General features: G+C 67.1%; 2 protein-coding genes. One reads left to right on the top strand and one right to left on the bottom strand.

Features of this window, described 5'->3' with window-relative positions; genetic code table 11:
• Nucleotides 1-150, bottom strand: a 150-nt coding sequence (locus D7V88_RS45760; RefSeq protein ID WP_147449177.1) for a 4-alpha-glucanotransferase, incomplete at its 3' end; no start/stop codon positions are given.
• 174 nt (nucleotides 151-324) lie between these two features.
• On the opposite strand from D7V88_RS45760, the gene D7V88_RS42025 reads away from it, so the two are divergent.
• On the top strand, nucleotides 325-621 hold a 297-nt coding region (locus D7V88_RS42025), incomplete at its 3' end, for a DNA-3-methyladenine glycosylase (RefSeq protein ID WP_147449176.1).

Raw genomic sequence — 621 nt, 5'->3', positions numbered from 1 at the left:
GGGCAGCACCATCAGCAGGCGCTGACGCGCGGCCTTCATCCAGGCGAACAGGCCATCCATCGCGCCGAAGTCGCCAATGCCGAAGTCCGTCCGGGAACGCAGGGAGAAGAGGGGAAGCAGGAGACCGGAGAGCCGGCCAGGAGTGGACATGCGGCGCAATCTGCCCCACCCACGGGCCGCTGTGAACTGCTGTCACCCAGGTGTTCGAAGGTGCCTGCTTGTTCAGCGCGCGGAGGTTGTCTGTTGGAAGTTTTGGAAGTTGGGGCCGCGAGAATCGCCCTGCGGTGGACGGACACCCCCCGGAGGTAGAATGGACCGCACCCCATGAGCCCGCTCCCCCTGACCTTCTATGCCCGCCCCGCGCTGGAGGTGGCGCGCGACCTGTTGGGAACGCTGCTGGTGGTGGACGGGGTGAAGGGCCGGCGCGTGGGCCGCATCGTGGAGGTGGAGGCCTACCTGGGCGAGCATGACCTGGCATGCCATGCCTCCAAGGGGCTCACCCCTCGCACGGAGGTGATGTTCGGGCCGGCGGGGCGCGCGTACATGTACCTCATCTATGGAATGCACCACTGTTTCAACGTGGTGACGGACACCGAGGGGGTGGGGGCGGCGGTGCTGGTG

Origin of the sequence: Corallococcus terminator, assembly GCF_003611635.1 — a bacterium.
GTDB lineage: Bacteria > Myxococcota > Myxococcia > Myxococcales > Myxococcaceae > Corallococcus > Corallococcus terminator.
The sequence above is the reverse complement of the archived record's forward strand: the minus strand, read 5'-3'. Positions and strand labels throughout refer to the sequence as shown.